Origin of the sequence: Microbulbifer agarilyticus (genome assembly GCF_001999945.1) — a bacterium.
Taxonomy (GTDB): Bacteria; Pseudomonadota; Gammaproteobacteria; order Pseudomonadales; family Cellvibrionaceae; genus Microbulbifer; species Microbulbifer agarilyticus_A.
Window position 1 is genome coordinate 2,765,606 of sequence record NZ_CP019650.1, and the last position, 25,789, is coordinate 2,791,394.

The following is a 25,789-nucleotide window of genomic DNA, read 5'->3' on the forward strand; positions in this document are numbered from 1 at the left end:
CGTAGACGACCAACTGCAGGCTGTTAGAATACGCCAAACCTTAACAGGATACGCTTTCAATGTGGACGATCTACCATAACCCTCGCTGTTCAAAATCTCGCCAAACTCTGCAGTTGCTGCAGGAAAACAATATCGAACCGGAAATCGTACTCTATCTGGAGACCCCGCCAGATGCGGCCAGCCTGAAAACAATTCTCGGCAAGCTGGATATCGCTCCGCGCGATCTACTGCGCAAGGGCGAGGATGCCTATAAGGAACTGAACCTGAAAGACACCAGCCATAGCGATGACGACTTGATCGACGCCATGGTGAGTCACCCCAAGCTGATCGAGCGTCCTATCGTGATCAAGGGTGACAAGGCCGTGCTTGGTCGCCCGCCAGAAAATGTGCTGGAGCTGATCTAGTGGCTTCTGCGAATCAAGCGCCTTACATCCTGGTCCTTTATTACAGTCGCAGCGGCGCCACGGCAAAAATGGCCGCGGAACTGGCGCGCGGCATCGAAGAACACGGCCTGGAAGCGCGACTGCGCACGGTACCCGCGGTCTCTCCGGATACTGAGGCTTCCCAAGCTCCGGTGCCCGACAGCGGTGCGCCCTACTGTACCGCCGACGACCTGCGCGATTGTGCCGGCCTGCTGCTGGGCAGCCCCACACGCTTCGGCAATATGGCGGCGCCCTTGCGCTACTTCCTGGACCAGACCAGCGACATGTGGCTCGACGGCAGCCTGTGCGGCAAACCCGCCGCAGTGTTTACTTCCACCGGCAGCCTGCACGGCGGCCAGGAAACCACCCTGCTGTCGATGATGTTGCCACTGATGCACCACGGTATGCTCATCGCTGGTATCCCCTATTCTGAAGGTGCCTTGATGCACACCTCGACCGGTGGAACACCGTACGGCGCCTCCCACTGGGCAGGCAGCGCAGAGGACGGTCTGAGTGCCGACGAGATAACCCTGTGCCGGGCACTTGGGAAACGTATTGCCGATCTGGCGAGCCGACTGGGAGAACACCGTGGCTAAAGAGAAGAAACCAAGCAAGCCCATCGACGAGGCGCTGGTGGCCCGCAAACTGGCATTCGCACGCAAATTAAACTGGGTGTGCTATGCCGGGCTGCTGCTGTTGTTCGCGGTGTGGAACCTGTTCCTGGGTGGCTCATTTAAATGGTGGTTACTGCAGACGGTACCGCTGCTGCTGGTATTGCCCGGCCTGCTCAAGCAACGCCAACGCAGCTATTTATGGCTGTGTTTTATCCTCCTGCTCTATATTACCGCCGGAATCGTCGACGTAATGATGCCTACACGCGGCTGGCAGCATGGCGCGCTGACCGCCCTCAGCCTTATCCTATTTATATCTTCAATGATGACCAGTCGCTGGCAAGTGCAGTTACACAACGCACGCACCCACGTCAGTTTGTAATCCAAAGAAGAAACACAACAGACCGTTCAACAAGGAGTTTCAGGTTTGACCGACTCAACACGCAGCCGCGGGTTTATCCGCCGCTTCTTTGGCGCCATTGGCGGAGCCATCACCTGGCTGCGCCGGGTGGTTACCAACCTAATCTTCCTGCTGCTACTTCTGTTTATCGGCGCCGCCATCTTTGGTGGTGAAGAGCGCATTACCGTGCCTCAGGGTGGCGCGTTAAAAGTGGCACCCAGTGGTTTTCTGGTAGATGAACTCAGCCAGCCAGGCGGCCTGCCGGGCTTTTTTGGCGGCCCCTCCGCGCCGCAAGAGACACGGGTAAAAGACCTGGTCGATGCCATAGATCACGCGGCCGGCGACAGCCGGATTTCTGCTTTGGTACTGGAACTCGACAGCCTCGCCGGCGCCAGCTTGAGCAAGCTCGAAGAAGTGGGCGAAGCGGTACAGCGCTTCAAGGCGAGCGACAAGCCGGTTTATGCCATCGGTGACAACTTCACCCAGGGCCAGTACTTCCTCGCCAGCCATGCGGACAAGGTGTACATGAACCCGATGGGCTCGCTACTCATTACTGGTTTCGGCAGCTACCGCAGCTACGTAAAGAGCGCGCTCGACAAGCTAAAGATCAACTTCCACGTATTCCGCGTGGGCGATTACAAAGACGCTATCGAGCCCTATATCCGCGATGATATGTCGCCCGCCTCGCGCGAGAACAAGGCGCGCTGGCTCAACCGCTTGTGGAACGAATACACCGAACAGGTTACCGGCCTGCGCAATTTGCCGCCCAGCGCCGTCGATAACTATATTGCCGATTTGCCGGAAAACCTGCGCGCCGAAGGCGGTAGCTGGGCCAAGGCTGCATTGGCAAATCAATTCGTCGACAAGCTCCTCACCCGCCGCGCGGCCGTCGCCGAGTTGCAGGAAGTGGTTGGGGAAGCCAAGGAAGATACATCCCAATACCGCGGTATTCATGCGCAGGATTACCTGCGCCACATGAAGATGACCAACCTGCCGGACCCGCGCCAACCGAAAGATAAAATCGCCCTGATCAGTGCCGCCGGCGCTATCGTCGATGGCGATGCACCGGCCGGACAGATCGGCAGTGCCAGCCTCGGCAAGCTGATTGCCAAGGCCCGCGACAAGAACGTCAAAGCGCTGGTTCTGCGTATCGACAGCCCTGGCGGATCGGCATTCGCATCGGAAGCGATTCGCCAGGAACTGCTCGCCACCCGCGAAGCGGGAATCCCGGTAGTGATTTCCATGGGCAGTGTTGCGGCCTCCGGCGGTTACTGGATCGCGGCCGGCGGGGATCGTATCTGGGCATCGCCTTCAACGATCACCGGTTCCATTGGTGTGTTTGGGGCCTTCCCCACCTTCGAAGATTCACTGGAACACCTCGGCATCTACAACGACGGTGTTGGCACGACCGCACTGGCAGGCACCATGCGCCTCGACCGGCCGCTGCCTGAGGCCGCCGCCGATATCCTGCAGCAGGGCGTCAACCATACCTACGCGCAGTTCCTACAGCTGGTTGCCGAGGCCCGCAACAGCACCCCCGAGGAAATTCACAAGATCGCCCAGGGACAAGTGTGGACAGGCCGTGCGGCTCTGGAACTTGGACTGGTGGATGACCTCGGCAACCTCAAGGATGCCATTGCCGACGCAGCACAACTGGCCGAGATCGATAAGTACGATGTGATGGAGATCCAGCGCGAGTTGAGCCCCAGCGAAAAGCTGATGCGTGCGCTGGCAGAAAATGTCGATGCCCAGGTGTCTGCGAGTATCGAGCGTAACCTGCCGCTGGGTGCCTGGTTCAGTAGCCTGCAACCGGCATTGCAGCCGTTCACTGAACTGAAGTCATTCAAGGATCCGCGTGCGCTGTACCTACGCTGTATGGGCTGCGTTGCGCCTTAAAAGGGTTCTAACACATCCTGAACAAAACCGTGGTGGTGTTTATCGCCACCATGGTTTCCTCTCCCGCCCCCACTCCCCGCCCCTCTAACGAAGCCACGAGCGTTAAAGCTCTCAAGGCAATTTTCCAGAACGTCGGCCATGTCACTTCCTGCCGACCTGCTGATTGATAGTATTCGCGCCATATTTGGCAAATTTCGAAATGCGGATACTAGGTCATGAAACTACTCTCCTCCGTTCTCGTCGCACTGCTCTGCGGCAGCCTGCCGGTGGCACTGCACGCCGAGCCACCGGAAGGCAAAGGCTGGAAGAAGCATCACAAGCACAAAAAGCACAGCTACAAGGAAGAGTACTGGGAAGGAAACTGCAAGATTGAGCGCAAGTGGAAGCGTAACGGCGATTACAAGGAAGAGCGTACCTGTAAAAACCCTGATCGCTATGCCCACCACCACGGTCATCGCGATGCTGCACGTGTGATCATTCTGCCCCCATGGTTCGACCAGCGCGCTCCTGAGCCCGAATACCGTCCGGAATGGCGCCCAACCACCCACACCTCCGTGTCGCGCTGTAACAGCGATCAAGTGGGCAGCGTACTGGGTGGACTGATCGGCGGCGTTATTGGTCACCAGATCGGCGATGGCCGCGGCAACACGGCAGCCACCATTGGCGGTGCCATTGCCGGGGTATTGATCGGTGGCGAAGTGGGCCGGCGGATGGACCAGCGCAACCAGGCGTGTGTGGCGCAAGCGCTGGAATTTGCCCCTGAAGGCGAGCGAATCACCTGGCAAAACACCCAGGGCAATGAGAACTACGCAGTAATCCCCGGTAGCGTCGAAATGCGTGGCGATCAGTACTGCCGTTCCTACACCGCCGAGTTCTTTTCGAACGACGCATCCGACAGCACTCGCGGCACCGCCTGCCGTCAGGCGGACGGTACCTGGGTCCGCTCTATTTGATTCCCACAGCGGCCCGCTAATATCGGAAATACAAAATGGGTACCCCATCTAAGTGGGGCACCCATTTTTTTCGTCTTCACGAGGGCTAGTAGCTCGCCTCCCAATTCTCTTTTTTGGCGCCAGTTTATCCCTTGTTTATGCAGGGTTCACACTAGTCAGCGCGCGATTCCTCTACGCCCCTACAAGCCTCCCTACTCCCCTCCGCGGAGGGATTACCCGCAGCATGACACCTGTGTAGCTTGAGCACGCTCACACCAAAATGGTGCAGCAGAGAAGTATGCAGTTCAGGCCTCGGCCCGAAAACCTACGCATAACAATCGGGCCGATCACTCGATAATCAAAATAAACTGGTGATCAGCATGAAAACCATAAAAGCGATGATGGGATCACTGATGCTTGCGGCTTTTTGCAGCGCAGTCAGTGCCAATACTCCGAGGACGGCCTTCGTCCACCTGTTCGAATGGCAATGGGATGACATTGCCGCAGAGTGCGAGAATGTACTTGGCCCTAAGGGGTTTTCTGCGGTGCAGGTATCCCCCCCACAAAAATCCATTGGCGGCAGCCAGTGGTGGACCCGTTACCAGCCGGTGAGTTACCAGATTGAGGGTCGCTCCGGCAGCCGTGCGCAATTTCAAAATATGGTTAACCGCTGCAAGGCGGTTGGTGTGGATATTTATGTAGACGCAGTAATAAACCATATGGCGGCCTGGGATAGATACTTTCCGGAAGTACCCTACGGCCCCAACGACTTCCACAACTGTACGTCCGACATAAACTATGGAGACGCCTGGTCGATTCAGAATTGCGACCTTGTTGGCCTGAATGACCTGAAAACCGGATCGAACTATGTGCAGCAGAAAATTGCCGACTACCTGAATGACCTGACCAACCTCGGCGTGGCCGGTTTCCGTATTGATGCCGCCAAGCATATGCCGGCATCGGATATTAACGGGATCAAAAACCGTTTGACCGGTAACCCATATATTTTCCAAGAAGTGATCGGTGCCGGTGGAGAACCTGTGCAACCGTCCCATTACAACTGGATCGGAGATGTAACGGAATTCAACTTCACCAATACAATGGGGCACTACTTCAAGCTGCGAGCGCCGCTGAAAGAGATCAGCAATATCGGCAACTGGCAAGGCTGGCTCCCGAGTTCCGATGCGGTCGTGTTTGTTGCCAACCACGATAACCAGCGCCAGAACACTGAAAACACCATTACCCATAAAGACGGAAACAACGCCAACAAAATGGCTCATGTCTTTATGCTGGGCTGGCCGTATGGTTACCCGAAGGTAATGTCGAGCTATGACTGGCACCACCATGACCAGGGCCCGCCATCACATGGCGCAAGCAGTTGTAGCAACGGCTGGTTATGTGAACACCGCGACCGCGAGATCGCCAACATGGTGGGCTTTCGGAACCATACCGTTGCGCACTGGGGTATCACCAATTACTGGGACAATGGCAATCACCAACTCGCATGGGGCCGTGGCGGACTCGGCTTCGTAGTCGTGAACATGGAGGGGAGTGACCTCAACCGCAGTTTCCAGACGGGCATGCCGGCAGGAGAGTACTGCGACATCATTCATGGGGACTTTGATGCGGCCAATGGATCCTGCAGCGGCCCTACCATCACCGTGGACACCAGTGGTAACGCCAACTTTAGCGTTTACTATCGCAACGCGTCTGCAATTCATGTGGGGGCGCGCGTGGGCGATGTATGCACCGATTGCACTGGTTCAAGTGGAGGGTCTTCCTCTGGAAGTGGTTCTGGAAGTGGCTCGAGCGGTGGCAGCAGTTCAGGTGGCAGCCCTGTTGAGACTGCGTTCACCTGCCATAACGGCTACACATACTGGGGGCAAAGTGTGTATGTGGTTGGGAATCTCGATGAGCTTGGCAACTGGGATCCCGCCAATGCGCAAAAACTTGACCCCAACAGCTACCCGACCTGGAACGGTTCAATCAATTTGCCCACTAACCAGTCAGTGGAGTGGAAATGCCTGAAGCGTGAGGAACAGAACCCCAACGCCGGTATCGAGTGGCAAAGTGGTTCCAACAACACCTTTACCTCGGGGCAAAACTCGACTCCCTCTGCGAGCTTTTAGTAGGGGATAGCGTGTAGCTTTCGACAGGCGCAACCTTGAGCACCTCCCCCAACGGGACAGTGCCAAGGTTGCGCCTCTTTTATCAACATCTACTCATGCCCCCTTCTGGTGCCAAACGAATTTCCTCCCTATTCCACCCCACCAACTTGGTGCAAAGATCCTTATACACCGGGCAGTTTTCTAACAACTAAGAAAAATACGCGCCAATCACCTGCTCTGAAGCGGTGCAATCCCTCATTTTTCAGGTGGCTGGCACTATTTTTGGATTATCAAAATAGAAGGCACGCTTTTACGTGTCGATAATAAGCGCAAAAGATTGGAAGCGAATGAGCAAACCAGAGAGAGCACACACCCAGTGGCTGGTCGCCAGTGACCTCGACGGCACCCTGCTGGACCACTTTACCTACTCTCACCAACCAGCCGATGCCGCACTGCAACATCTGGAAAACGCAAACATCCCTGTGATTCTCAACAGCAGTAAAACGCGCGACGAGATGCTGACGCTGCGCGGCACACTGCACAACCACCATCCGTTTATCGTAGAAAACGGTTCCGCGATTTTTATTCCGTCTGGTTACTTCCCGCAAAAACCCGAGTCTGCACAGGAGGAATCCGGCTACTGGGTTCTGGAGCCAGGAGCTCGCCGCCAGTCTATCCTCGACTTTCTGGCGCAGGACCGCGAACACCACGGTGCCCCCTACTTAAATTTCGCCGCCGCCAGTACCGATGCAATCGTCGCGGCAACCGGGTTAAGTCACGCACAGGCCGAGCAGGCAAATTCCCGCCATTATTCGGAACCGCTACTGTGGCAGGGTACGGAACAAGAAAAAGCGGCGTTTATCAACCGCGTTGAGGCCGCCGGCTTAGCCACGCTCCAGGGCGGACGCTTTCTGCACGTGCTCGGCCAGACAGACAAGGGACATGCAACGCAGTTACTGCAACGAATTTATCAACAGCACAGCGATCACCCCTGCAAATTGATCGGCAGTGGTGACGGCCCCAACGACCTGGACATGCTCAAGGTTGCCGACATTGCCATCATTGTGCGCTCGCCAACCCATGCCCCGCCCACGCTCGAAGACCACCCGTTTCTGGCCGTCACACAAAATACCGGCCCGCAAGGATGGGCGGATGCAATCCAGAAGCTTCTCGCAACAGAATTTAAAACTGCACAATAACAGGAAAATACTGTGACCGATTTTTTTCAAAATGGCGATATCACAACCCTGCACAATCTTTCCAATCGCAGCCTGGAAGATATGGAGGCGGATCTTATTCGCTTTGCGAAGCACCGCCCCATGTCGCTGTTGCTGCCGTCGCTCTACTCTGAACTGGAGGGCGAGGCACTCCCAAAAATTCTCAAAATTCTGGCCGAGGTTCCCTACCTTTCCGAGATTGTTATTGGCCTCGACCGCGCCGATGAATCCCAGTACCGCGACGCACTGAAGCAGTTCAGTATCCTGCCACAACACGTACGGGTACTGTGGAACGATGGCCCGCGCCTGCGCCAGTTGGATGCGCAGTTGCAGCGCGACGGCCTCGCCCCGCAAGATGCCGGCAAGGGGCGTAATGTGTGGTACTGCCTTGGATATATTCTCGCCTCCGGCCGCGGTGAAGCCGTGGCCCTGCACGATTGCGATATTGTGACCTATGACCGCGAGATGCTGGCTCGCCTGTTCTACCCGGTGGCCAATCCACAGTTCAACTACGAATTCTGCAAAGGCTATTACTCTCGCATCGCCAACGGAAAATTAAATGGCCGTGTGTGTCGTCTGCTGGTGACCCCACTGATTCGCACCCTGAAAAAGATTTACGGCCACACCAAGTATCTGGAGTACATGGATAGTTTCCGTTACTCCCTCGCCGGCGAGTTTTCCTTCCGCCGCGACGTGATCAACGACCTGCGCATTCCCAGTGACTGGGGACTGGAAATCGGTGTGCTTTCGGAGATGTATCGCAACTACTCCACCAACCGCCTGTGTCAGGTAGACATTGCGCACGCCTACGACCACAAGCATCAGGATGTGTCCTTCGACGATGAGCACTGCGGGCTTTCCAAAATGTCCATCGATATCGCGAAATCTTTCTTCCGCAAACTGGCCACCCAGGGCACTGTGTTCTCTTCGGAAACCTTCCGCAGTATCAAAGCCACCTACTTCCGCATTGCACTGGACTTCGTGGAAACCTATCGCAACGACGCCATAATTAATGGTCTGAATTTTGATATACACAAGGAAGAGCAGACCGTTGAGCTATTCGCGAGCAACCTAGTGAAAGCGGGACAGGCATTCCTGGAAAACCCGATGGAAACGCCGTTTATTCCCAGCTGGAACCGAATCACCAGTGCGGAACCAGGATTCCTCGACCAGCTCAAGCAAGCGGTGGAAGCCGACTACGAAGAGTACAACGTTTGACCTTCGCACTATTTTCAGACTTGTAGATATCCGGGGGAAACCGTGAATCAATCAACTGCACACCTGCCAATTAAAGAAGTATTGCACCAGAAGGTGATGGACCACCTCACGTTTATCTACCCGGAACTCGATATTGAACCCATTGCGCAGAACCTGATTCGGACCATGCGTCTGGACGAGGACTGCCAAAGCCCGCTCGCGCATAAAAACCTCTGGGACCAGACCGACATTGCGGTAATCACCTACGGCAACAGTATTCTGAGCGACAACCAGCCGCCTCTGAAAACACTGCACCACTTCTTACAAGCGCATTTCCCAATGCTGATCAACACGGTGCACATACTGCCATTCTTCCCCTATTCCAGTGATGACGGCTTTGCAGTATCCGCCTACAAGCAGGTAGACCCGCCGCTGGGCGACTGGAGCGATATCCTGCGCATCAGTGCCGATTTTCACCTGATGGCGGATCTTGTTATCAATCACTGCTCCGCCCAGCACGAATGGTTCACCAACTACCAGAAAGGGAAAAGCCCGGGTCGCGATTTTTTTGTCGAAGTAGACCCGAAAGAAGACCTCAGCAAAGTGGTACGCCCCCGGGTCACGCCGCTGCTTCGTGCAACTAGCACACCGCGAGGTACGCAACATGTGTGGTGTACGTTTGGCCACGACCAGATAGACCTCAACTTCGCCAATCCCAAGGTACTGGCGAAAATAGTCGATATTATCCGGCTGTATCTCGACATGGGTGTGCGTATCTTCCGCCTGGATGCGGTTGCCTTTATCTGGAAAATTCTTGGCACCAATTGCCTGAACCTGGAAGAAACCCACGAGATCGTGCGCTTGCTGCGCACGCTAATTGAGCACGCCGACCCCAACGCGGTCATCATTACCGAAACCAATATTCCCAATCGGGAAAACCTGTCCTACTTCGGTAACGCCAACGAAGCGCACTGTATCTACAACTTTTCCCTGCCCCCATTACTGGTGAATTCACTGGTTACCGGTAACTGTCGCTATCTGAAAAACTGGCTAATGAGTATGCCACCCGCGCAGAACGGCACGACGTATTTCAACTTTATTGCGTCGCACGATGGTATTGGCCTGCGGCCGGTAGAGGGATTGCTGGACGATAGCGAGCAAGAAGCGCTGATTCAGACGATGGAAAACTTCGGTGGGCAGATATCCTGGCGTGCGCTGGATGATGGCAGTAACAAGCCTTACGAAATCAATATCTCACTGTTTGACGCCCTGAAAGGTACGACCGCAGGGGAAGATGACTGGCAGTTAGAGCGCTTTGTGTGCGCCCACGCGATTATGCTGGCGCTGGAAGGAATACCGGCGTTTTACCTGCACAGTCTAGTGGGTACCACGAACGACTACGAGCGGATGAAAGAGCACGGTCACAACCGCGCCATCAACCGCCGCCAGTGGCAGGAGCAGGAACTCAACGAGCGCTTGGCGGACCCTGAGAGCCACCATCACAAGGTATTCCACAAGCTGCGCCGGTTAATCAAACTGCGCCGCGAACAGCCGGCCTTTCACCCCAATGCCACGCAGTTCACCCTGCACCTGGGAGACCATGTGTTTGCCTTCTGGCGCCAGAGCCTTGACCGCAGGCAGAGTATTTTCTGCCTGAATAACATTTCCGATCAGCCACAAACGGTATCGCTGAACGCGATCAACCTGATTGGCACGGACACGTGGAAAGACCTGGTGAGCGATGCCACCTTCGATGACATGCTTGCGAGTATTACCCTCGATCCTTATCAGACGCTCTGGATCAGCAACCGCTGGTAGTCAGGTTTACCACGTCAATCATCAGCGCCCTGCGGCTGCCGGATATCCAGCTGACGCAGGGCGCCACTGATCCATACCAGCACAAACGCCAGCAGGCTGAAGATACCGGCCCACAACAACGTGGTGAGTGGTGCGGTAAATTCACTGATCACGCCGGCGAGCAGTGCTCCAATCGCTGCAGAGCCGAACAGGGAAAATTGGTAGATCGAAATTATCCGACTGCGCACCTGCTCCGGTGCCAAAACCTGGACAATGGATTTACCCAGTGCTGCCGAGGCCGCGGCCACCGCGCCCCAACAGGCACACAGCAACGCAAGGCCAAACGCGGTCGGCCCAAAACTGATCGCGATCAACAGCGCGGCGCTGTAAAGCAGGCACATCAGGACACCGCGGCCGGGATGGTCCCCCTGCCCACGTCGCAACATCACGACGGTTGCCGTCACCGTGCCCGCAATAAATGCAATTTGCAGCCAGGCATAGTAGCTTGCGCCCCGCTCGTAACTTTCCGCCAGCAATGGCAGCACCACCAGAAATACACCGATATGCACCAGCCCATTAAAGCCAACCAACAATACCAATTCGAAAATTGCGCGGCTCTTGCGCACCTCCGCAAAGCCCTCCAGCAAGGCCCGCGGTAATTTTTTGGCAGGGTTCACCGATGGGGCGCCGCCGCGACGCAGGGAAATAAAAAAGCCTGCGGCGCACAGCAATACCGCAACCTGAATCAGCAACAGGGTTTCCGCTCCCCAACTGTCAAACCGACTGGCCAGCAGCATGCCCACCGCTTGCCCACCATACTGCGCCAACATCATCCAGGTCACCAGGTGCTGTACCTGATTCTCCTGCAGCTTTCCTCCCGCAGGCGGTTGCTGGGCACCCCGTTGCACCAGTGTTTCCCGCGCCGGCTGCAAAAACGCTGTACACACTCCCAGGCTCACGCCGTACATCAGCAACAACGCCAGGCTGGGAATAGAGTGCATCAGGTAGTAGGCGAGCACCGCGTGACACAGTGCCAAGCCAATACAGGAGAGCGCCGCGACCCGCGCCGCGTCGACACGGTCCGCCAGCGCACCGCCGAACAGCAAAAATATCAGGTTGGGGAGTAACACCGAAGCCTGTACCCAGCTCAACTGCAGAGCAGGCAACTCGGCCAGCGATACCGCAATCCACGGCAGCAAAACCACCTGCAGGCCGGTGGCAAGCGAGGTGCCACTGAAGCCAAGCAGAAAGGTTCGCAGTCGAGCCGCCAGTGCGGGAAAAGTCATCTCAGAATCCGGAAAACAGTCACTCGCTGCCCGCGATTTCCAGCAGCAACGATTGAGCAACAGATACAGAAGCCCGGGATACAGAAGCCCGGGATATAAAAGTGCCGCAAAAAATAGCGGGCTATTGTCCCACAGATTGATGTGATGCGGGGGCTGCGCCCAACTTGGCCAACTGGCGGAGCGGCCAGAATCCACGCACCAATCGACGCAGTTGCTTTAGGGCATCGGCACTGTCGCTATAAGCCGCCCTTTCAAAGGCTGCGGTAATACGTACAGCCATCGGGCCGAGCGCCGGTAGCTCGCGTTCGATACGGCGCGCAAAATCGCCCGGCGCCTCTCCGGAGCGGCGTGGTAAACCCGCGCGGGCCATGCGCTGGCAGAATCGCAGATAGGCGCGGCTGGCCGGGGGCAGCGCTGGGCCGCGTGCGGACAGGTTGAGCCAGATCAGCAGCCCCAGCAGCCCTACAGCAATCGGTATACCGAGAAACATCGCCATACGCAGTGGAGAAATTTCGCCAAGCCAGCGCTTCAACAACCCCTGCTGACGGTCCGCGTCAAAACTCACTACCGTCTGATACCAGCGGTAATTAATCATGTCCCACTGCAGCCGCAGGCGGTTTACAAAACCGATCTTATGCAGGGGCAGCAAGGCATCCTGCATAAACTCTTCCGCAACGGCACTTTGCAGGCCATCGCGAATACGCTCTGGCGCTACCGCCGCGGTGGGATCGACCCGCACCCACCCGCGTTCGGGCAACCAGATTTCCGCCCAGGCATGGGCGTCATACTGGCGCACCAGCAGATACTCCTCCTGTTCCACCCATTCGCCCCCCTGATACCCGGCGACGACCCGCGCAGGCACCCCCGCGGCGCGCATGGTAAACACGTAGCTGTTGGCGAAATGCTCGCAAAATCCCTGCTGCGTATCGAACATGAACTCATCAACCGTATCTTTACCCAGGGCGGGTGGCTTCAGTGTGTAGGTGAAGCTGCGGTTGTAGTGTGCTAACAGAGACTGCGAGATGGCCAGTGAATCCATGCCTTCTCGCCGCCGGGCCTCTGCCCAGGCGCGAGCCTGCGGATTTCCGGATTCAGGTAATTGCAAATGGCGGCGTTCTTCCGCAGGTGTCAGGCGCGCTCCGGCAGGGGCACTCTCCCGCGGCCAGGAGCGAACGTCGTAGGCGAGCCGGCTGGCAACTGGCATGCGATAAACCAGCGTATCGTCCCCGGTCGAACGCACCCCACGTGTATCGGAATCAGAAATCGCCAGCGCGAATAACCATGGGTTATGACTGGCCTCCTGAATCACCTGATAGCGATAGCGCGGGCCCACCGCGGGCAACCTGCCGTCGCTCTCCTGACTGCTCTGCGAACTGTTAAACCGCCGGCCAAACCAGCGGTTACCGGTAACCCCGGGCTCACTCCAGCGCCGGCCATCAAAGTGGGTATACACTAACCCGCGCCAATAGCGCTGCTCTGGCGGAGGCACAGAACCATCGAAGGAAATACGCAATGCGGGCTTGTCGGATTTTGACAGCCGACTGAAGTCCCCGGGGCTCATGGAATCGCTGATCCCCGTGGAAGCGGCAGAGGTATTATTCGGCACCGCCCAAAGCGGCCCCAGGCGCGGCATCACCACAAACAGAATCAACATCACCGGTACTGCCTGCGCCAGTATCTTTACCGATAACCCGAACGCCCTCCCGACCCGGGCACTACCGCTGCCCTGCTGGGCTACCAGTGCGGCGGTAATCACCACCAGGCACAGCACGCCATACAACGCGTACGGAATGGTCTGCTCAAACACAAACAGGGTGGCGGCGAGGAAGTAGGCCAACATCAAACTGAGCACCGCATCCCGGCGGCTCAGTAACTCGATGTTCTTCAGGGTAAAGGAAACCGCCAGCAAAGCGACCATCGGCTCAAGCGCAAACCAGCGCCGGTAAGTCAGTGCTAACCCGGCTACGGCCAGGGTGACCGCCAGCAGCTTGATTGCGCGCCCGGGCACTGCACGGCGCCCGCGAAAGACTTCAACCCGCCATAAAACTGCGAGAAACCAGGCAAAAACAAGCCAGCTCGGCAGATGTACAAAATGCGGCAACAGGACGACGAACTGCGCGGCAAAAACCCACAACAGGCTCTCGCGCGGCAACAAGGTGCGAAACTGGCCGGAAACCTCCGTCACGATGACACTCCGTGTACCGGGAATAATGCCAACAAGGTAAGTGCCTGCTGACGGTGTGCAGCGCCGATCGCGGGCGTTAAGGTCCGCCCCGGAATGCGCAGGCCGTAAGCAACTTGCGCGCGCTCCGCGTCCAACACCCAGGCACACAGATTGCTGAGGCGGGTCTCCAACTCGCGCCCGGCCAGCAAATCCCAATCCAACCACAAGCGGGCATCACTACCAGAGGCATATTCTTTGCTGTACAGATCGCGCCCGCCGGCAAATTGTTTCCACGCAACGTGACGCAGTGAATCGCCGGCCTGATAGCTCTTCAGCCCAGCGAAATCGTCACCACCTGCGGAGTGGGTTTTCTCCTGTTCGCCTTCGCCAACACTCGCGCCCCAGGGCAATGGCCCAGCGGATCTCGGTTGCGGATACACCAGAAACTCGACTTCCAGGTCCACCCAACTCCAGCACTTGAAGAGTCCGGCGGGAAAGCGACTCTCCACGCGAATCCGCGGTGCGCGCACTTTGCCTCGCCGTACCAGAGGGAGTTCGAGAGTCACTTCCACAGGCTCGCTACCCGTAATGTCTACCAGTGCCCCCTCTTCCGGCGGCCAGCACACGCGCACTCGTTCATGAGAGCGCTTACCGGTTTTCTCCAGCACAATTTTGGCACGGCCGAAATCACCCGCGAACGCGGGCTCCACCTCGTGCAGGCGCAGCTTGAGTCCCGACAGGTTGGCAAAGGTGTGCACCGGCAATATTACAAACACCCCCACCAGCATAAATACCAGCGCGAGCACCAGGTTGTTTTCGTAATTGGTGCCCAGCAGCCAAAGCAAAATAATCAGCAGTAGGAAACCCATACCGGCGGCAGTAGGTAGCACAAACAGTTTGCGATGATTGAGAGTAACTGTCGGCGCAGCTGGCAAGCGACGATTCAGCCAGCGCAGCCAACGCTGCTGCAGCAGCCCGCCAGCTTTACTGTTATCGCTTAACGCTTGGAAGGAAATTTTTTCGAGCACTGGCCGGCCCCTCACTCGCCTTAGGCAGCGATGATGTCCACTTGGTGCATCATGCGCTCGACCAGTTGCGCGCCATCCCCACCATCCGTTTGCAGGCGATGACCCGCTACGGCGGGAAGAACCGCCTGTAAATCCTCCGGCAGGATATGGCCGCGGTTGTGGATCAGCGCCCACGCGCGGGCGGCATGCAGTAAAGCCAAGGCTCCGCGGGGAGACAGGCCCACGCCGCACTCGGCGCTCTGGCGTGTGTGCTGCACCAGACGCTCCAGATAATCGAGCAGCGAGTCGGAGGCTTTGACCTGGTGCACCAATCCCTGCAGCTTGCGCAACCCTTCACTGTTGATACGTGGCGTCATTTGCGCCAGCTGCGCACGCGGGTCGGCCCCCTTGAACAGGGCACGCTCGGCCTCGCGGGTGGGATAGCCCAAACTGATACGCATCAGAAAGCGGTCCAGCTGGGATTCCGGCAGAACAAAGGTGCCGGACTGTTGCAGCGGGTTCTGGGTGGCGATAACAAAGAAGGGGTCGGGCAACGGTCGGGTCTCGCCATCCACGCTGACCTGACGCTCCTCCATGGCCTCCAGTAACGCGCTCTGGGTCTTGGGAGAGCTGCGGTTGATCTCATCGGCCAGCAGCAGCTGGCTGAACACCGGTCCCTCATGGAAACGGAATTGCCCGGTCTCACGCTCGAAAATGCTGATGCCGATAATATCCGCCGGCAGCATGTCGCTGGTGAACTGGACCCGCTTGTAAGAGAGTCCAAGTACCCTCCCCAGAGCGTGTGCCAGGGTGGTTTTGCCCATGCCGGGTAAATCTTCGATCAGCAAGTGACCACGTGCCAACAGGCAGGCCAGCGCCAGTTTTACCTGATGCTCCTTACCCAGAAGAACCTTACCGATATCCTCGACGATGGCGGAAATGATTTTTTGCACGGCAAATCCATTACTGCTCGGTTTATCTCTTAGCCATTAATGATAGGCCCCGCACCCGGCGGGGCCCTTCACAATGTCTCATTTCACGCCATTGTGGCTCTTTTATGCCCGCTAGACCAGTGCCGACAAACCCCGCGCCAGATCGGCTTTCAGGTCCTCAACATTCTCCAGGCCGACAGAGACCCGGATCAGGTTTTCGGTAATACCGGCCTTCTCCTTGTCCTCGTCACTCAGGCGACCGTGCGTGGTGGTGGCCGGGTGCACAATGGTGCTTTTGGCATCGCCGAGGTTGGCGGTCACCGAGAAGATCTTGCAGGCGTCGACCACTTTCCAGGCAGCCTCACGGCCCCCGGGCACGGTAAAGCTAAACACTGCGCCAAATCCAGACTGCTGTGCCGCGGCCAGCTGGTGATTCGGATGACTCGGCAGGCCCACATAATTGACCTTCTCTACTTGTACATGCTCATTCAGCCACCAGGCGATATCCAGCGCACTAGTGCAGTGCGCGCGCATCCGCAGGCTGAGGGTCTCCAAGCCCTTGAGGAACACCCAGGCGTTAAACGGGCTCAGGCTGGGGCCGCAGGTGCGCAGGAAGATCACCACTTCATCCATCAACTCCTGCTTGCCCACGACGACGCCACCCAGGCAGCGGCCCTGCCCGTCCAGGAACTTGGTGGCGGAATGCACCACAATGTCCGCACCCAGATCCAGCGGGCGCTGCAGCGCCGGGGTGCAAAAGCAGTTATCCACCACCAGCTGCGCCCCAGCACTGTGGGCCAGGTCAGCCATGGCACGGATATCCGCAACCTCGCACAGCGGGTTTGACGGCGTCTCCATAAACAGCAACTTGGTATCGCCATCTAAAGCATCCTGCCAGGCTTGGAAGTCGGTCAGTTCCACAAAGCTGACCTTGACCCCAAACTTCACCATGTAACGGGTAAACAGCGCAGTAGTTGTACCGAACACACTGCGCGAACAGATCACTTTGTCGCCACTTTTCAGCGTGGCCATGCACAGGCTCAGGATCGCGGCCATACCGCTGGAGGTAGCGACAGCCGCCTCCCCGCCTTCCAACGCGGCAATGCGCTCTTCGAACATGCGCACGGTGGGGTTGGTGTAGCGCGAGTAGACATTGCCGGGGGAATCCCCGGAGAAACGCGCGGCGGCCTCTGCCGCAGAGGGAAAGACGTAACTGGAAGTGGTGTAAATAGGCTCGGCGTGCTCGCCTTCCGCCGACCGGCTCTGGCCCGCTCTTACTGCCAGTGTTTCCAGTGCGTAGCCGTCGTCTTCAAACATGGGGTATCCGTCCCGGGTGTAGAAATTATCGTAAACGGTAATCTTACCCCAAGAGACGAGCGTGCGTGGAGCACTGCTTTCGCGTCGTGTAAAAACAAAAAGGCCCACCAATTGGTGGGCCTTCTCTGTGCGAAAAATAACGTGGACCGCTTATAGCGCGCTCTCGTTACCACCTTTGGCGGTATCGTTGCGCGCTGCGTGCAGGCTATCCAGGTATTCCTCGGTTACATCACCGGTGATGTACTTGCCGTCAAACACCGCGCAATCAAACTCTTTGATTTCGCTGTTGCCATCGGCAGAGGAAACGATCAGCTCATCCAGGTCCTGATAAATCAGCCAGTCTGCACCGATCTCTTCACACACTTCTTCCGTGGTGCGGTTGTGCGCAACCAGCTCGGTGGCAGACGGCATATCAATACCGTACACATTGGGGTACTTAACCGCCGGCGCTGCGGACGCAAAATACACTTTTGCCGCTCCGGCCTCGCGGGCCATCTGGATGATCTGCTTACAGGTAGTACCACGCACAATCGAGTCATCCACCAGCAATACATTTTTGCCGCGGAACTCCAACGCGATCGGGTTCAGCTTCTGGCGTACAGACTTCTTACGCTGTTTCTGCCCCGGCATGATAAAGGTTCGGCCGATATAACGGTTCTTCACCATACCCTCACGGAACTTCACGCCCAGACGGTGTGCCACCATCTGGCCCGCGGAACGGGAGGAGTCCGGAATCGGAATAACCACATCAATATCGTGGTCCGGGCGCTCGCGCAGGATTTTTTCTGCCAGGTGCTCGCCCTGACGCAAGCGTGCCTTGTGCACAGAAACACCATCCATGATGGAGTCCGGGCGGGCAAAATAAACGTGTTCGAAAATGCACGGACGCAGCTGCGGGTTTTCCGCACACTGCTCGGAGTGCACGGTGCCGTCCAGCTCGATATAGATACATTCGCCCGGCGCCACATCGCGCACCAGGGAGTAGCCGAGCACGTCCAGCGCGACCGACTCGGAGGCCACCATATATTCGGTGCCCTGCTCGGTCTCGCGCTTGCCGTATACCAGCGGGCGGATACCGTTGGGATCGCGGAAGGCGACAACGCCGTAGCCAACGATCATCGCCACACAGGCGTAACCACCGCTCACACGCTTATGCACGGCGCGCATCGCGGTAAAAATATCTTCGGCTTTTGGCTGAAGCTTGTGCTGCTTGTGCAGCTCGTGGGCGAACACGTTGAGCAGGACTTCAGAGTCTGAATCGGTATTGATATGGCGCAGGTCCTGCTGGAAGATCTGCTCCTTCACCTCTTTCACATTGGTGAGGTTGCCATTGTGAGCCATGGCAATACCGTAAGGGGAATTCACGTAGAACGGCTGAGCCAGCGCAGGGCCCGAGCTACCCGCAGTGGGATAGCGCACATGGCCGATACCGAAGTTACCAGTAAGACGCTGCATGTGGCGCGCGCGAAACACGTCGCGCACCAAGCCATTCGCCTTTTGCTGGTTCAGACGGTCGCCGTCACAGGTGACGATGCCGGCGGCGTCTTGGCCCCGGTGCTGCAACAGGGTAAGGGCGTCATACAACTGCAGATTGACGTCACTCTTACCGACGATTCCAACGATGCCACACATACTTCAGATAACCCCAGTCATTTTGAAATGGTCTCGGTGATCCAGCGCCGCCTCCTGCAGCCCATCGATCAGTCAAATTGCGCTGCGAAGAAGTCCTTGATCGCACCGGCCGCTTCGCGTGCGCGATCTTCAAATTCAAGAAAATTCGGTATTAACGCCGACTGCTGCCACCAGCTGTCCTGATCCACCGGTGCCAGTGCCGGAGCAAAGATCAACAGTGCCATCACAACGATGCAACCGCGGAACAGCCCAAATACCATGCCCAGCACCCGGTCGGTCCCCGAAAGCCCAGTGGCTTCCACAAACGCAGACAAAAACATATTCAGGCCCGCGCCTGCCAATAGGGTGACAATAAAGAGTATGGAAAAGGCCGCGATGACCTGTAGTGAAGGCGTATCGACGAGGTTGGAAAGCAACGGGGCCAGCTGGTCACGAAACATCATGGCCACGACAAAGGCCGCTACCCAAGTGAGCAGCGACAGGACTTCGCGCACAAAGCCTCGGCTTAAGCCGATAAGCGTCGAGATGGCAATGATTGCCAGAATGGTCCAGTCAGCCCAGTTCATTCAACCCTACCTGCTACGCGGCGGCTGCCGCGAAGAGCGCGCATTCTAACTTACCGACCCGGGCCAGTGAAGCCATTCGCCGAACCACTTCACAAACGGAGATCTTAAGGTCCCGCCACAAGCACCAGTATCAGGCGCGATAGCGCAGGATAAGAGTCTGGGTTTTCAGCAGTTTATCCAGCTTCTGCTTGTCTGACTGCGCGTCCACCCGACTCAGTTTGGGGCCCACAAACACACGCACCAGTCGCCCCTTGGGGGTATCGACCGCGCGGGTATAGGCTCGGAAGCCGGCATCCATCAGCTGGTTGCGCACCCGGTCAGCGCTCGCCACCTCTTTATAAGCACCAACCTGCACAACCCAACCCTCGGGCAAGCCCTGGTCATCCAGCTGGGTCTCTTCTGCCGGCATCTGCAGTTCGGGTGCGGGCTCAGGCTTGGTTTCCGGTTTGGCCGGCTCGGCTTTCGCCACCGCGTCCGAGGTTTTCTCAGACTTCGAGCTCGCGGTGCCATCGGGGGAAGAAGATACCGACTCCGGGGCAGGCCCGGCCTGCTCCACATAATCTGGCTGGAAAACTTCGTTTACCGGCGGCGCCGGCTCGACATTTTCCACCGGTTGCGGTTCGGCAATGGTGATGGGGGTAATATCCGGTGGCGCCGGGATCTGACTGGTGACATCAATGTAGCGCGCCCCTTCCCGGTCAAACAGGCTCGGCAGGAAGATGACCGCCAACGCCGCCAGCACCAATGCACCGACAATGCGCTGCTTTACCCCGTCGTTCAGACGACGCGGCGCTCCCTCTGGGCATTGAGAAAAAGAATCGGATTCGCTGTCCCGGCCGGCCATTTCGTTGCTCTCTTGTCACTGCTCTGGGCTATTTTGCTCACTTGAGCGGCTGAATTGCTGACAAAACCTCTGCAACGGTAAAGAAAGAACCGAATACAAGCAACCTGTCTTCGCCTCCCAGGGCAGCAACGGCCAGCTCAAGCTGCTCCGCCACAGGTTTGCCCACCTCTTCCACCTGCCCCACTGCAACACCGGCAGCCGCGAGCCCCGCGCGAACTTGCTCTGAATCCGCGGCCCGGGGGTTATCCGGCAAAAGTGCCGGATACCAGTAGTCCACCAGGCCTTTTAACGGAGCAACAAGCCCATCCAGGTCCTTATCCGCCATCACCGCCACCAATGCGACGGTGCGGCCGGCAACCGGGTGACGAGCCAGCCAGCGAGCCAGGTATTCCGCCGCCGCAGGGTTGTGCCCAACATCCAGCAACACCTCGCGCTCCTTGTAGCGGATCGCCTGGCAGCGCCCGGGCATTTGCAGTGCGGCGAGGACATCACATACCTGCTCCGCGCCGGGCAACTCGCCGGCCAGCGCCAAAGCGGTGATCGCGGCGGCCACGCTGGATGGAGGCAAGTGCAGCTCTGGCAACCCAATGCGCAGCTCCGGTTCCGCGTTTAGCAGATACTCACCTTCGATCAACGAAAACTGATGGCCGATAAAAAAGCTATCGCATCCCAACTCCCGGGATGCATCCACCACCGATGCCGGCGGCTGCGGATCCGCACACACAAACGTCTTGCCTGCGCGCAAGATCCCCGCTTTCTCGCGGCCAATTACCTCGCGGTCATTGCCGAGCCAGGCTTCGTGATCCACCGCCACGCTGGTAATCACCGATATATCCGCATCCACCAGGTTCACCGCGTCCAGCCTGCCACCAAGCCCGACTTCCAACAGTGCAAACTCCACATCCGCGCGCTTGAACAACCACAAGCCAGCCAGAGTGGTGAACTCAAAATAGGTCAGGCTGATATCGCCGCGCGCCGCGTCTACCGCCTCGAAGGCCTCAATGAGTTGCGCATCGCCGACCTCTTCACCATTCACCCGAATGCGTTCATTGAAACGCAATAGGTGCGGCGAACTGTAGGCGCCTACCGAATGATTACCGGCGCACAACAGTGCCTCCATGGTGCGCACACAACTGCCCTTGCCATTGGTCCCTCCCACGGTAATTACGCGCCGCGCCGGCGTCTGCACGTCGAGCGCGCGGGCCACAGCGGAGACACGTTCAAGACCAAGTTCAATTTCGGTGGGGTGTAGCTGTTCCAGGCGAGCAAGCCAGGATTGGAGATCACTCATGAATGCACCAAACGTTCGTCAGAACGCGAATTCTATTCAGGAAAGCCCAGAGAGAACAGGCAATAACAAGCCGAATTGGGGGGGCGATTGAAAATAGCGAAAGGACGACGGGGAAAAACAGGGTCGAAAAGAAAAGAGTATGAAGGGAGCGACGGCCCCGCCCACAGAACAGGAGCGGGACCGCAAAGGCTCTAATTGTTGGTCAGCTTGCTTAACAAACGACCAACGGTATTGCGCATATCTTTACGCGGAATAATCATATCGATGGCGCCGTGCTCCAGCAGGAACTCTGCGCGCTGGAAGCCTTTCGGCAGCTTCTGGCGGATGGTCTGCTCGATGATATTCGGGCCGGCAAATCCGGCGCGCGCACCAGGCTCCGCCGCATTGATATCACCCAGCAGTGCCAGAGAGGCAGAAACGCCGCCGTAAACCGGGTCAGTCATGACTGAGATGTACGGCACTCCGGCCATACGCATTTTCTCAAGCACCGCAGAAGTCTTCGCCATCTGCATCAGCGAGATCAATGCCTCCTGCATGCGGGCACCACCAGTCGCCGAAAAGCACACTAGCGGAATGTTCTCTTCCAGCGCACGCTGGGCTGCACGGGTGAACTTCTCGCCCACTACATAACCCATAGAACCGCCGTGGAACGCAAACTCGAACGCAACGGCAACCACCGGCTTGCCTTCGAGTAACCCCTGCATAGCTACCAGCGCATCTTTCTCGCCGGTCGCCTTCTGGGCCTGGGTCAGGCGGTCTTTGTATTTTTTGACATCCTTGAACTTCAGGCGATCCACCGGCTCGACATCCGTCGCCAGCTCTTCCCGGTGTTCATTATCCAGGAACATGTCCAGACGGCGGCGCGCGCCGATGCGGAAGTGGTGATCGCACTTCGGACACACATCCAGATTGCGCTCCAACTCCGGCAGATACAGGGTGGAATCGCACTTTACGCACTTTTTCCAAACGCCTTCGGGTACCTTGCTGGCACCGGGACGACGTTCAGCGCGAATGACGGAGGGAACAATTTTTTCTAACCAGCTCATTCTGTTTCCAAATCCAATGCTTGCAGGATTGAGTCGCCGGGCTTCGACCCCTTGCGAAGTAGAAGTCAGATTATATGACCGGCGATTCTAAAACCGCGAATTAAACCACTTTCAGAAAGATTGCTCTTGGCCAGATAAGCCGCCTATTCGGGCTTTCTGGCCAACCTCAGCTGGCGCCGCAATCACCTCACTACGGAGCCCCTTGCAGAGCAAGGTGCGCTCGCCAGTTAACTCAACTATCTAATTCAACTATCCAACACAGAGCGCATTTCGCCCACAATGGCGCCCACGCGGTCCTTGGCGGCGGCAGCGTCGGCAGATTCACCCACTGCAGATACCAATACACTGCCGACCACCGCGCCGTCTCCATCGGCACTCACCGCTTTTGCGGAGGCGCCATCCTTGATACCGAAGCCCACACACAGGGGCAAATCGGTGAAGCGACGGATACGGGTCAGATTCTCATGCACGGAATCGAGGTCCAGGTGACCGGCACCGGTCACACCCTTGAGCGATACATAGTAGACAAAGCCGCTGGCCAGCTCGGTAATCTCGGCAATCCGCTCATCGCTGGTCGTAGGCGTCAGCAAAAAGATATTGCGCAGATCGCGGGCTCTCAACAATTCATTCAGCGGCACCGCCTCTTCCGCCGGCAGGTCCACGGTCAGCGCGCCGTCACCGCCAGCGGCCTGGAGCGCATCCGCAAACACTTCCGCACCCATTTTTTCAATGGGATTGGCATAGCCCATCAAGATTACCGGGGTGTCGGCATCCTTGGTGCGGAACTCCTCAATCAGTGCCAGACACTTGCGCAGCGAGGCCTTGTGCTCGAGTGCGCGCTCGTGCCCCTTCTGAATCACCGGCCCTTCGGCCATCGGGTCTGAAAACGGAACCCCCAGTTCAATCAGGTCAGAGCCACTGGCAACCAGCTGATGCATCAGGTCAACGGTATTTTCCAGGCCGCCATCGCCGGCGACAATATAGGTAACCAGCGCCTTGCGGCCTTCGCTGCGCAGCTTGGCAAAGCGACGATCGATTCGATTATTTAATGTAGTCACGACCGGGTTCCTTAAACTTCAATGCCGTCGATAGCGGCAACGGTGAAAATATCCTTGTCACCGCGGCCGGAAAGGTTCACAACAATATTCTGATCCGGGCGCATGGTAGCGGCCAGTTTCAGCGCATAAGCTACCGCGTGACTGGACTCCAACGCCGGCAAAATGCCCTCGGTACGAGTCAGCTGACGGAACGCTGCCAGGGCTTCATCGTCATTCGCCGCCACATAGTCGACACGGCCAATATCACGTAACCAGGCGTGCTCGGGACCTACTCCCGGGTAATCCAGTCCAGCAGATACCGAGTGGGTCTCGATAATCTGCCCATCATCATCTTCCATCAGGTAAGTGCGGTTGCCGTGCAGTACACCGGGCACACCATCATTCAGCGGCGCGGCATGACGACCGGTTTCCACGCCGTCACCGCCGGCCTCTACGCCGTACATTTTTACAGGTTCGTCAGTCAGGAACGGATGGAACAGGCCAATGGCATTGGAGCCACCGCCCACGCAAGCCACCAGTGCATCTGGCAGCTGACCGAATTGCTCCAGACTTTGACGGCGTGCTTCGCGACCGATAATGGAATTAAAATCGCGCACCAACTGCGGGTAAGGGTGTGGCCCGGCCACGGTACCAATGATGTAAAAGGTATCGTCCACATTGGTGACCCAATCGCGCATCGCCTCGTTCATGGCGTCTTTCAGGGTCTTGGAACCGGACTCGACAGGAATGACTTCTGCCCCAAGCAATTTCATCCGGTACACATTCGGCGACTGACGCTTAACGTCTTCCGCGCCCATGTACACCGCACACTTGAGCCCCAGGCGCGCCGCAACCGTTGCAGTTGCCACACCGTGCTGACCGGCACCGGTTTCGGCAATCACCCGGCCCTTGCCACTGTGCTTGGCGAGCAGCGCCTGACCAACGGTATTGTTCACCTTGTGCGCGCCGGTATGGTTGAGATCTTCACGCTTCAGCCAGATACGGGCACCGCCGGCGGCTTCGGTAAGACGCTCCGCCAGATACAAGGGCGAAGGGCGGCCAACGTAGTGGGCCAGGTCGTAATCAAATGCGGCTTGAAAATCCGGATCGTTTTTCAGGCGCTCATACATTTCCCGCAATTCATCGAGAGCGCTGATGAGAGTCTCGGAGACGAAACGTCCACCGAACTCACCAAAGTGCCCGCGGGCATCCGGGTAGGCCCCAAAATCGATGGGTGAACTGGGTTTACTCACGGCTCAAACTCCTTGAATCAATGCATTACTGGACGCGCCGCTGGTAGCGGCAGCGCGAGCTGCGCGAACAAATTCGCGCACCTTATCTGGATCTTTACGGCCCGGTGCGGCTTCCACGCCACCGCTCACGTCGACCGCATCGGGAACTGCTGCGCTGATCGCCTGCGTCACGTTTGCCGGGTTCAACCCTCCGGCAAGGATCACCTGGCGGTCGTTGCGCTCGCGCCCCTGGGGCACACGCTGCCAGTCAAAGGTGTCACCGGTACCGCCGGGAACGCCTTTGCGGTAGGCATCCAGCAGGTAACCGCGCGCATCCGGATAGGCCGACATGGCCTCACTGGGGTTCAGCTCTGGTTTCATACGCAGGGCTTTGATATACGGACGATGAAACTGCCGACAATAGGCGGCGGTTTCATTGCCATGGAACTGCAGCAGATTCAGCGGGACTTGTGCGAGCACCTGCTCTACTTCCTGTGGATGGGCATCCACAAACAACCCGGTCAAGACGACAAAAGGCGTTACGGCACGGGCAATTTCCGCTGCCTGCTCGAGGGATACGTGGCGGGGGCTGGGCGGGTAAAACACCATACCGAGCGCATCGGCGCCGGCATCGACAGCCAGGCGAGCGTCTTCGACACTGGTAATACCGCAGATCTTTACGCGCATAATCCTTACATCGCTATACCTGCCAGACTGGCGCTCTGTCGGACGCCGCTGCGCCCACAACAGAAATCATCATACGACGATCGCCATACATCCCGGGCGCTGGCAGTAGAAGAATTCGGAGAGCAGGCGATACTAGCAGATCACCGGGCGCGACGAAATGCGCACGCA

The 25,789-nt window shown here is 57.7% G+C and carries 22 protein-coding genes; 9 read left to right on the plus strand and 13 right to left on the minus strand.

The annotated features are described in order from the left end of the window. The first annotated feature begins 59 nt into the window (after positions 1-59). The 9 genes from arsC (at position 60) to Mag101_RS11490 (ending at position 10,601) form a co-directional block, all read left to right on the plus strand. Positions 60-404: an arsenate reductase (glutaredoxin) gene (gene arsC / locus Mag101_RS11450; RefSeq protein WP_077404993.1), complete on the plus strand. Its 345-nt coding sequence runs from the start codon at positions 60-62 to the stop codon at positions 402-404. A gap of 68 nt (positions 405-472) precedes the next feature. Further along, complete coding sequence (wrbA, locus tag Mag101_RS11455; RefSeq protein ID WP_232325210.1) at positions 473-1,018, plus strand: NAD(P)H:quinone oxidoreductase; 546 nt, start codon at positions 473-475, stop codon at positions 1,016-1,018. Beyond that, positions 1,011-1,415, plus strand: a complete 405-nt coding sequence (locus Mag101_RS11460) for a DUF2069 domain-containing protein (protein WP_077405000.1) — start codon at positions 1,011-1,013, stop codon at positions 1,413-1,415. The genes wrbA and Mag101_RS11460 overlap by 8 nt, the downstream gene beginning before the upstream one ends. Positions 1,416-1,460: 45 nt before the next feature. Then, positions 1,461-3,329, plus strand: coding sequence for a signal peptide peptidase SppA (gene sppA / locus Mag101_RS11465; RefSeq protein WP_077405003.1), 1,869 nt, complete (start codon positions 1,461-1,463; stop codon positions 3,327-3,329). Between the two features lie 215 nt (positions 3,330-3,544). Further along, positions 3,545-4,282, plus strand: coding sequence for a glycine zipper 2TM domain-containing protein (locus Mag101_RS11470; RefSeq protein ID WP_077405006.1), 738 nt, complete (start codon positions 3,545-3,547; stop codon positions 4,280-4,282). A gap of 359 nt (positions 4,283-4,641) precedes the next feature. Beyond that, positions 4,642-6,390, plus strand: coding sequence for a carbohydrate-binding module family 20 domain-containing protein (locus tag Mag101_RS11475; protein ID WP_077405009.1), 1,749 nt, complete (start codon positions 4,642-4,644; stop codon positions 6,388-6,390). A gap of 326 nt (positions 6,391-6,716) precedes the next feature. Beyond that, positions 6,717-7,568 (plus strand): HAD-IIB family hydrolase, encoded by an 852-nt coding sequence (locus Mag101_RS11480; RefSeq protein WP_077405012.1) that lies wholly within the window; start codon positions 6,717-6,719, stop codon positions 7,566-7,568. A 12-nt stretch (positions 7,569-7,580) separates the two neighbouring features. Beyond that, a complete protein-coding gene (locus Mag101_RS11485; protein ID WP_077405015.1) occupies positions 7,581-8,804 on the plus strand; it encodes a glycosyl transferase in 1,224 nt (407 codons plus the stop codon). Positions 8,805-8,900: 96 nt separating this feature from the next. Beyond that, on the plus strand, positions 8,901-10,601 hold the full coding sequence (locus Mag101_RS11490) for a sugar phosphorylase (RefSeq protein WP_077408267.1): 1,701 nt from the start codon (positions 8,901-8,903) through the stop codon (positions 10,599-10,601). A gap of 14 nt (positions 10,602-10,615) precedes the next feature. Here Mag101_RS11490 and Mag101_RS11495 read toward each other — a convergent pair whose 3' ends face one another. The 13 genes from Mag101_RS11495 to Mag101_RS11555 form a co-directional block, all read right to left on the minus strand. Next, complete coding sequence (locus Mag101_RS11495; protein ID WP_077405018.1) at positions 10,616-11,866, minus strand: MFS transporter; 1,251 nt, start codon at positions 11,864-11,866, stop codon at positions 10,616-10,618. A gap of 121 nt (positions 11,867-11,987) precedes the next feature. Further along, the gene (locus Mag101_RS11500) at positions 11,988-14,051 is read right to left on the minus strand and encodes a transglutaminase TgpA family protein (RefSeq protein WP_077405021.1); all 2,064 of its coding nucleotides are present in this window, start codon (positions 14,049-14,051) and stop codon (positions 11,988-11,990) included. Continuing rightward, positions 14,048-15,058, minus strand: a complete 1,011-nt coding sequence (locus Mag101_RS11505) for a DUF58 domain-containing protein (protein WP_077405024.1) — start codon at positions 15,056-15,058, stop codon at positions 14,048-14,050. The genes Mag101_RS11500 and Mag101_RS11505 overlap by 4 nt, the downstream gene beginning before the upstream one ends. 20 nt (positions 15,059-15,078) lie before the next feature. After that, positions 15,079-15,990, minus strand: a complete 912-nt coding sequence (locus Mag101_RS11510) for an AAA family ATPase (protein WP_077405027.1) — start codon at positions 15,988-15,990, stop codon at positions 15,079-15,081. A gap of 111 nt (positions 15,991-16,101) precedes the next feature. Then, positions 16,102-17,286: an O-succinylhomoserine sulfhydrylase gene (locus Mag101_RS11515; protein ID WP_077405030.1), complete on the minus strand. Its 1,185-nt coding sequence runs from the start codon at positions 17,284-17,286 to the stop codon at positions 16,102-16,104. A 150-nt stretch (positions 17,287-17,436) separates the two neighbouring features. Then, entirely contained in the window at positions 17,437-18,918 is a 1,482-nt protein-coding gene (gene purF / locus Mag101_RS11520; RefSeq protein ID WP_077405033.1) for an amidophosphoribosyltransferase, read from the minus strand. Between the two features lie 68 nt (positions 18,919-18,986). Further along, complete coding sequence (locus Mag101_RS11525) at positions 18,987-19,484, minus strand: CvpA family protein (RefSeq protein ID WP_077405036.1); 498 nt, start codon at positions 19,482-19,484, stop codon at positions 18,987-18,989. A 130-nt stretch (positions 19,485-19,614) separates the two neighbouring features. Continuing rightward, positions 19,615-20,328, minus strand: coding sequence for an SPOR domain-containing protein (locus Mag101_RS11530; protein ID WP_077405040.1), 714 nt, complete (start codon positions 20,326-20,328; stop codon positions 19,615-19,617). 37 nt (positions 20,329-20,365) lie between these two features. Continuing rightward, positions 20,366-21,619 carry a bifunctional tetrahydrofolate synthase/dihydrofolate synthase gene (gene folC, locus Mag101_RS11535; protein ID WP_077405043.1) on the minus strand — a complete coding sequence of 418 codons (1,254 nt, stop codon included), beginning with the start codon at positions 21,617-21,619 and terminating at the stop codon, positions 20,366-20,368. Between the two features lie 191 nt (positions 21,620-21,810). Next, positions 21,811-22,665: an acetyl-CoA carboxylase, carboxyltransferase subunit beta gene (accD, locus tag Mag101_RS11540; RefSeq protein ID WP_077405046.1), complete on the minus strand. Its 855-nt coding sequence runs from the start codon at positions 22,663-22,665 to the stop codon at positions 21,811-21,813. 245 nt (positions 22,666-22,910) lie between these two features. Next, the gene (gene trpA / locus Mag101_RS11545) at positions 22,911-23,723 is read right to left on the minus strand and encodes a tryptophan synthase subunit alpha (RefSeq protein WP_077405049.1); all 813 of its coding nucleotides are present in this window, start codon (positions 23,721-23,723) and stop codon (positions 22,911-22,913) included. A gap of 11 nt (positions 23,724-23,734) precedes the next feature. Then, on the minus strand, positions 23,735-24,955 hold the full coding sequence (gene trpB / locus Mag101_RS11550) for a tryptophan synthase subunit beta (RefSeq protein ID WP_077405052.1): 1,221 nt from the start codon (positions 24,953-24,955) through the stop codon (positions 23,735-23,737). A 3-nt stretch (positions 24,956-24,958) separates the two neighbouring features. After that, positions 24,959-25,621 carry a phosphoribosylanthranilate isomerase gene (locus tag Mag101_RS11555; RefSeq protein ID WP_077405055.1) on the minus strand — a complete coding sequence of 221 codons (663 nt, stop codon included), beginning with the start codon at positions 25,619-25,621 and terminating at the stop codon, positions 24,959-24,961. Positions 25,622-25,789: the final 168 nt, after the last annotated feature.